Origin of the sequence: Microbacterium sp., assembly GCF_041909575.1 — a bacterium.
GTDB lineage: Bacteria > Actinomycetota > Actinomycetes > Actinomycetales > Microbacteriaceae > Microbacterium.
This window is the reverse complement of the sequence record NZ_JAYRDE010000148.1, coordinates 1-5,802: the sequence shown is the minus strand read 5'-3', so window position 1 is coordinate 5,802 and position 5,802 is coordinate 1. Positions and strand designations below refer to the sequence as shown.

Genomic DNA, 5,802 nt, shown 5'->3' with positions numbered 1-5,802 from the left:
CCGCGACCGCTGCGCGGCCGTACAGCCCCGCTCCCGCGTACACCCCCGCGCCCGCGGTCGCCGAGGCCGCCGCGGTGCCGGCGACCGCGGCACAGCCCGCCACCCCTGCGACGCCCGCCGAGCCGGTGCTGACGCGCTCGTCCGCGTCCTCGGCCCGCGACGTCGCGAAGCCGACGGTGCAGGACCTGCTCGACTCGCGCGAGGGCGGCGACAGGCCGCGAGCAACCGAAGGCTGGCAGGGCGCCGTGCGCCGTGCGACCGGAGGACTGATCGCGCCCCAGCCCGGTCGCGCCGAGCAGTCGCGTCTCGATCGCGAGAAGCGCGTGCAGCGCCGCCTGGACGCCCCGCGGACGATCGTGGTGCTCAACCCCAAGGGCGGCGCGCACAAGACCACGAGCACGCTCCTGCTCGCGGCGACCTTCGGCACGCTGCGCGGCGGTGCGACGCTCGCATGGGACAACAACGAGACCCGCGGAACGCTGGGATGGCGAGCGCAGAACGCGCCGCACCACCGCACCGCCGTCGATCTGCTCGCCGATCTCGACCGGTTCACAGACCCGAGCGTGTCGGGTCTCGCCGCGCTCGACACATACGTCCGCACCCAGGTCGACGCCCGGTTCGACGTCCTGGCATCCGACGAGGATGCCGCGGCATCCTCGACCATCGACGCGGCAGCGTTCGACCGGCTCCACGCCCTCCTCCGCCGCTACTACCGGCTCATGATCATCGACACCGGCAACAACATGCGGGCGTCGAACTGGATCGCCTCGGTCGCCGCAGCCGATCAGCTCGTCATCGTCTCGACCGTGCGCGAAGACACCGCCGCCAGCGCTGCGTGGCTGCTCGACGGCCTCCGCGAGAAGGGCTTCGGCGACAAGGTCGACCGCGCGGTCACCGTGCTCACCGCTCCGTCGTCGCATACCGACAAGCGACTCGAGGCGCGGCTGTCGCGCCACTTCCAGCAGGTGACGTCCGGTGTGGTCATCGCCCCGCACGACGCGTCGCTCGTGGACGGCGGACCGATCGACTTCGACGCGCTGTCCGCTGAGACGCGGAATGCCTGGCTGACGGTGGCGGCGACCGTCGCCGATCGGCTCTGACGAGCCGGGCGCGCTCCCGCGGGGAGTGCCGGTGGTGGGAGTCGAACCCACACGCCCTTTCGGGCAACCGAGTTTGAGTCGGTCGCGTCTGCCATTCCGCCACACCGGCAGGCGGCCCATGCCGCGCTTCCGCGATTGACCATACCGTAGGATTCAATGGTGACTGAGCAGGAGCAGACCCCCGCAGCGCCGGCCTCGACCCCCCGCCGCGTGGTGGTCGCCGAGGATGAGTCGCTGATCCGCCTCGACATCGTCGAGATCCTCCGTGACAACGGGTTCGACGTGGTGGGCGAGGCGGGCGACGGCGAAACGGCTGTTCAGCTCGCGACCGACCTGCGTCCGGACCTCGTGATCATGGACGTCAAGATGCCCCAGCTCGACGGCATCTCCGCCGCCGAGAAGCTCAGCAAGAACCACATCGCCCCCGTCGTGCTCCTCACCGCCTTCAGCCAGAAGGAGCTCGTGGAGCGTGCGAGCGAAGCCGGCGCTCTGGCCTACGTCGTGAAGCCCTTCACGCCGAACGACCTGCTGCCGGCGATCGAGATCGCGCTGGCCCGCTACGAGCAGATCATCACGCTCGAGGCCGAGGTCGCCGACATGGTCGAGCGCTTCGAGACCCGCAAGCTCGTCGACCGTGCCAAGGGCCTCCTCAACGAGAAGATGGGCCTGTCCGAGCCCGAGGCGTTCCGCTGGATCCAGAAGGCCTCGATGGACCGCCGCCTCACCATGCAGGACGTCGCCAAGGCGATCATCGAGCAGCTCGCGCCCAAGAAATAGCAGACGGGATGCCGCGGCATCCGAAGCGTCATTCTTTCGGCGCCGCCATGATGTGGTTCGTGATGCGGATCGTCGAGCAGCGGCGTCCCTGATCGTCGGTGACCACGATCTCGTGCACGGCGATCGTGCGACCCAGGTGGACGGGCGTGCAGACGCCGGTCACGATGCCCGACGTCGCGGACCGCGTGTGAGTGGCGTTGATGTCGACGCCGACGGCGAGGCGCCCGGGACCGGCGTGCAGGTTCGCCGCCATCGACCCGAGGGACTCTCCCAGCACGACGTAGGCCCCGCCGTGCAGCAGGCCGACGGGCTGGGTGTTGCCCTCGACCGGCATCGTGGCGACGCAGCGATCGATCGAGAACTCGGTGAAGACGAGTCCCATCTTCTCCGCGAGAGCGCCCATTCCACGATTCGCCGCCCACTCGAGTCCGTCGATGTTCACGGGGGAGGAGTCGGGCATGGCGCACCTTCGGGACGACGGGGAGGAGGTGTCTCCGGCCCTGGCTAGGCTTGCAGGGTGACGGACTCCGCAAAGCCTACCCTTCTCGTCGTGGACGGCCATTCGCTGGCATACCGGGCGTTCTACGCCCTCCCCGTCGACAACTTCTCGACGAAGGACGGCCAGCACACCAACGGCATCTACGGGTTCCTCGCGATGCTCATCAACCTCATCAAGGCCGAGCGCCCGACCCACCTGGCGGTGGCCTTCGACACGTCGCGGCAGTCCTTCCGCACCCGGGAGTACCCCGAGTACAAGGCCAACCGCTCCGAGACGCCGGCGGAGTTCAAGGGGCAGATCCCGATCCTGCAGGACGTGCTGGCGGCGATGAGCATCACCGTCATCCAGAAGGAGGACGTCGAGGCCGACGACATCCTCGCCACGCTGGCGACGCAGGCGGCAGAGGAGCACTTCGACGTGCTCGTCTGCTCGGGCGACCGCGACACGATCCAGCTGGTCAACGAGGACATCACGCTCCTCTACCCGAACGTGCAGGGCGTGTCGCAGCTCAAGCGCTACGACCGCCAGGCCGTCATCGACCGCTACGGCGTGCCTCCCGAGCAGTACCCCGACATCGCGGCCCTCGTCGGCGAGACGAGCGACAATCTCCCGGGCGTGCCCAAAGTGGGGGAGAAGACCGCGGTGAAGTGGCTGAACCAGTTCGGCTCGCTCGACGACCTGCTCGACAATGCCGACAAGGTCACGGGCGTCGTCGGCGGCAACCTCCGCGACAACCTCGACGCCGTGCGACGCAACCGCGCGCTCAATCGCCTGCTCACCGACGTTGAGCTGCCGGTGACCGTCGAAGACCTCGAGGTGAAGCCGATGGACGCGCAGGCGGTGCGCGACATCTTCGCGCGCCTCGAATTCAAGACGCTCATCCCGCGCGTGGCCGAACTCGCCGGCATCGAACAGCAGATGGCGGCCGTCGCCTCGGCCGCCGCCGTGCCCATGCCGGTCCCGGTCGCACCCTCCGCGACCGACCTGGTCGCCTGGCTCGAGGCCGCGCCGGGCCCGGTCGGTGTGACGATCGTCGTCGAGGGAGGGCGGCCGCATCGCGCGGGCTTCGCGACGGCGGATGCCGCAGCCGAGGCGGACTGGACGCGCGAGGTCGAGGCAGCCCTCGCGCCCTGGCTGGCATCGGACGCACCCAAGGTCTTCAGCGACGCCAAGCCACAGGTCAAGGCGCTGCGCCGCGCCGGGCTCACCCTCGGCGGGCTCGACTTCGACACGATCGTCGCGGGTTGGCTGCTGCGACCGAGCTTCCCCGACAAGACCCTCGCCGACCTCGTCGACCGCTACCTCGACGAGAAGCTCCCCGAATCCGATCCGACCCAGCTGGTTCCCGAGACCGAAGGAGCGACGCCGGGCCAGCTCTCCTGGTTCTCGATGCGCGTCACCGAGGCGCTCCGCGCGGAGCTGCCCGAGAGCGTCGCCACCGTGCTCACCGACATCGAGCTGCCGACGCTCCTGACGCTCGCCGACATGGAGCTCGCCGGCGTGGCCGTCTCCCACGAGACGCTGTCGTCGTTCTCCGGTGAACTCGGGGAACGCGCCGACGCGATCGCCCAGCAGGCTTTCGCGGCGATCGGCCGCGAGGTGAACCTCGGATCGCCCAAGCAGCTGCAGGAGGTGCTCTTCGACGAGCTGCAGCTGCCCAAGACCCGTAAGACGAAGACGGGGTACTCGACGGATGCCGCGGTCCTCGCCGATCTGCAGGAGACCAACCCGCACCCGTTCCTCGACCTGCTGCTGCAGCACCGCGAGGCGACGAAGCTCCGCCAGATCATCGAGTCGCTCGACACCGCCATCGCGTCCGACGGCCGCATCCACACCACCTACGTGCAGACCGGCAGCCAGACGGGCCGCCTCTCGAGCACCGACCCGAACCTGCAGAACATCCCGATCCGCACGGAGGAGAGCCGCCGCATCCGCTCGGCCTTCACCGTCGGCGAGGGCTACGAGACGCTGCTCACCGCCGACTACTCGCAGATCGAGATGCGCATCATGGCGCACCTGTCCGAAGACCCCGGCCTCATCGAGGCCTTCAACTCCGGCGAAGACCTCCACCGGTTCGTCGGCGCCCGCGTCTTCGCCGTCGATCCCGCCGACGTCACCGCGCAGATGCGCACGAAGGTGAAGGCGATGTCGTACGGCCTCGTCTACGGCCTGTCGGCGTTCGGCCTGTCCAAGCAGCTGCGCATCGAGCAGACCGAGGCCAAGCAGCTCATGATGGAGTACTTCGCGCGATTCGGTGCCGTGCGCGACTATCTGCGCTCCTCGGTCGAGCAGGCCCGCATCGACGGCTACACAGAGACGATCTTCGGCCGCCGGCGGCCGTTCCCCGACCTGGCCAGCCCCAACCGCGTGCTGCGCGAGAACGCCGAGCGCGCCGCGCTGAACGCACCGATCCAGGGCAGCGCCGCCGACATCATGAAGATCGCGCTCTTCCACATCCACGACGACTTCGCCGCCGCGGGGCTCCGCTCGCGCGTGCTCCTGCAGATCCACGACGAACTGGTCGTCGAGGTCGCACCGGGGGAGTGGGACTCCGCCGAGCGGATCGTCAAGGAGCGCATGGGCGATGCGGCGCACCTCTCCGTGCCGCTGGACGTGCAGATCGGCCGCGGCGCGGACTGGAACGAGGCCGGCCACTGATCGGTCCGCGTTTGGCGTGCCGCGTGCGCCATCCTTAGGCTTCGATGCATGACTGACGAAACACGCACGCCCACGCCGATCGACACGATCGCTGACGCATGGGTCGACACGCTCGCCGAGCTCGAACCCACCCTGGCGACCTATATCGGCCGCGCGGAGTTCAACGACCGCTTCGGCGACTACAGCCCCGCCGGCCAGGAGCGCCTCACCGCAGAGGGACGCAAGACGCTCGCCGCCCTGGCCGCCGCCACCCCGGTCGACGACATCGACGCCGTCACCAAAGAGGATCTCGCACGGGAGATCGAGCTCGGCCTGGAGCTCGATGAGGCCAAGTGGCACCTGCGCGACATCAACGTGATCGCGTCGCACCCGCAGAACATCCGTTCCGCCTTCGACCTCATGCCGACGGCGGATGTCGACGACTGGTCGGTCATCTCGACCCGTCTCGGGGCCGTCGCGCCGGCGATCGACGGCTACATCGAGTCGCTGCGCACCGGCATCCAGCAGGGTGTGGTCCCCGCGCGCCGCCAGGTCGTCGAGGTCGTGACGCAGATCGGCCGCTACACCGAGGACGGCGGCTTCTTCGCCACGTTCGCCGCCGAGGCAGCCCCGGCCGAGGGGCAGCTGCCTGCCTCCCTTGCTCGCGACCTCTCCGACAACGCCAACGCCGCGCGCGTCGCCTACGATCGGCTCGCGGAGTTCCTGGGCAGCGAGCTCGCCCCGGCGGCGAGCGAGAAGGACGCCGTCGGCCGCGAGCTCTACGCGCTG

At 69.4% G+C, this 5,802-nt stretch carries 5 protein-coding genes and 1 tRNA gene; 4 read left to right on the top strand and 2 right to left on the bottom strand.

Going from position 1 to position 5,802, the window contains the following annotated elements; all coding sequences use genetic code 11:
- Nucleotides 1–1,100 (top strand): MinD/ParA family protein (locus ACE3O1_RS14540; protein WP_374316253.1); only part of this gene is annotated, 1,100 nt, incomplete at its 5' end.
- Between the two features lie 26 nt (nt 1,101–1,126).
- Here ACE3O1_RS14540 and ACE3O1_RS14535 read toward each other — a convergent pair.
- A tRNA-Leu gene (locus tag ACE3O1_RS14535) sits at nt 1,127–1,209 on the bottom strand.
- A gap of 47 nt (nt 1,210–1,256) precedes the next feature.
- On the opposite strand from ACE3O1_RS14535, the gene ACE3O1_RS14530 reads away from it, so the two are divergent.
- Nucleotides 1,257–1,877: an ANTAR domain-containing response regulator gene (locus ACE3O1_RS14530; protein WP_374316251.1), complete on the top strand. Its 621-nt coding sequence runs from the start codon at nt 1,257–1,259 to the stop codon at nt 1,875–1,877.
- 28 nt (nt 1,878–1,905) lie between these two features.
- Here the strand turns inward: ACE3O1_RS14530 and ACE3O1_RS14525 are convergent, their stop codons facing one another.
- The gene (locus tag ACE3O1_RS14525) at nt 1,906–2,337 is read right to left on the bottom strand and encodes a hotdog fold thioesterase (protein ID WP_374316249.1); all 432 of its coding nucleotides are present in this window, start codon (nt 2,335–2,337) and stop codon (nt 1,906–1,908) included.
- 57 nt (nt 2,338–2,394) lie between these two features.
- Here ACE3O1_RS14525 and polA point away from each other — a divergent pair, with 57 nt between their 5' ends.
- The gene (polA, locus tag ACE3O1_RS14520) at nt 2,395–5,034 is read left to right on the top strand and encodes a DNA polymerase I (protein ID WP_374316247.1); all 2,640 of its coding nucleotides are present in this window, start codon (nt 2,395–2,397) and stop codon (nt 5,032–5,034) included.
- Nucleotides 5,035–5,082: 48 nt separating this feature from the next.
- Nucleotides 5,083–5,802, top strand: a 720-nt coding sequence (locus ACE3O1_RS14515; protein WP_374316245.1) for a DUF885 family protein, incomplete at its 3' end; no start/stop codon positions are given.

Excerpts from the sequence above, each read along its gene's own strand:
- ACE3O1_RS14530 (WP_374316251.1), top strand. The coding sequence starts at position 1,257 with ATGGTGACTGAGCAGGAGCAGACCCCCGCAGCGCCGGCCTCGACCCCC.
- ACE3O1_RS14525 (WP_374316249.1), bottom strand. The coding sequence starts at position 2,337 with ATGCCCGACTCCTCCCCCGTGAACATCGACGGACTCGAGTGGGCGGCG.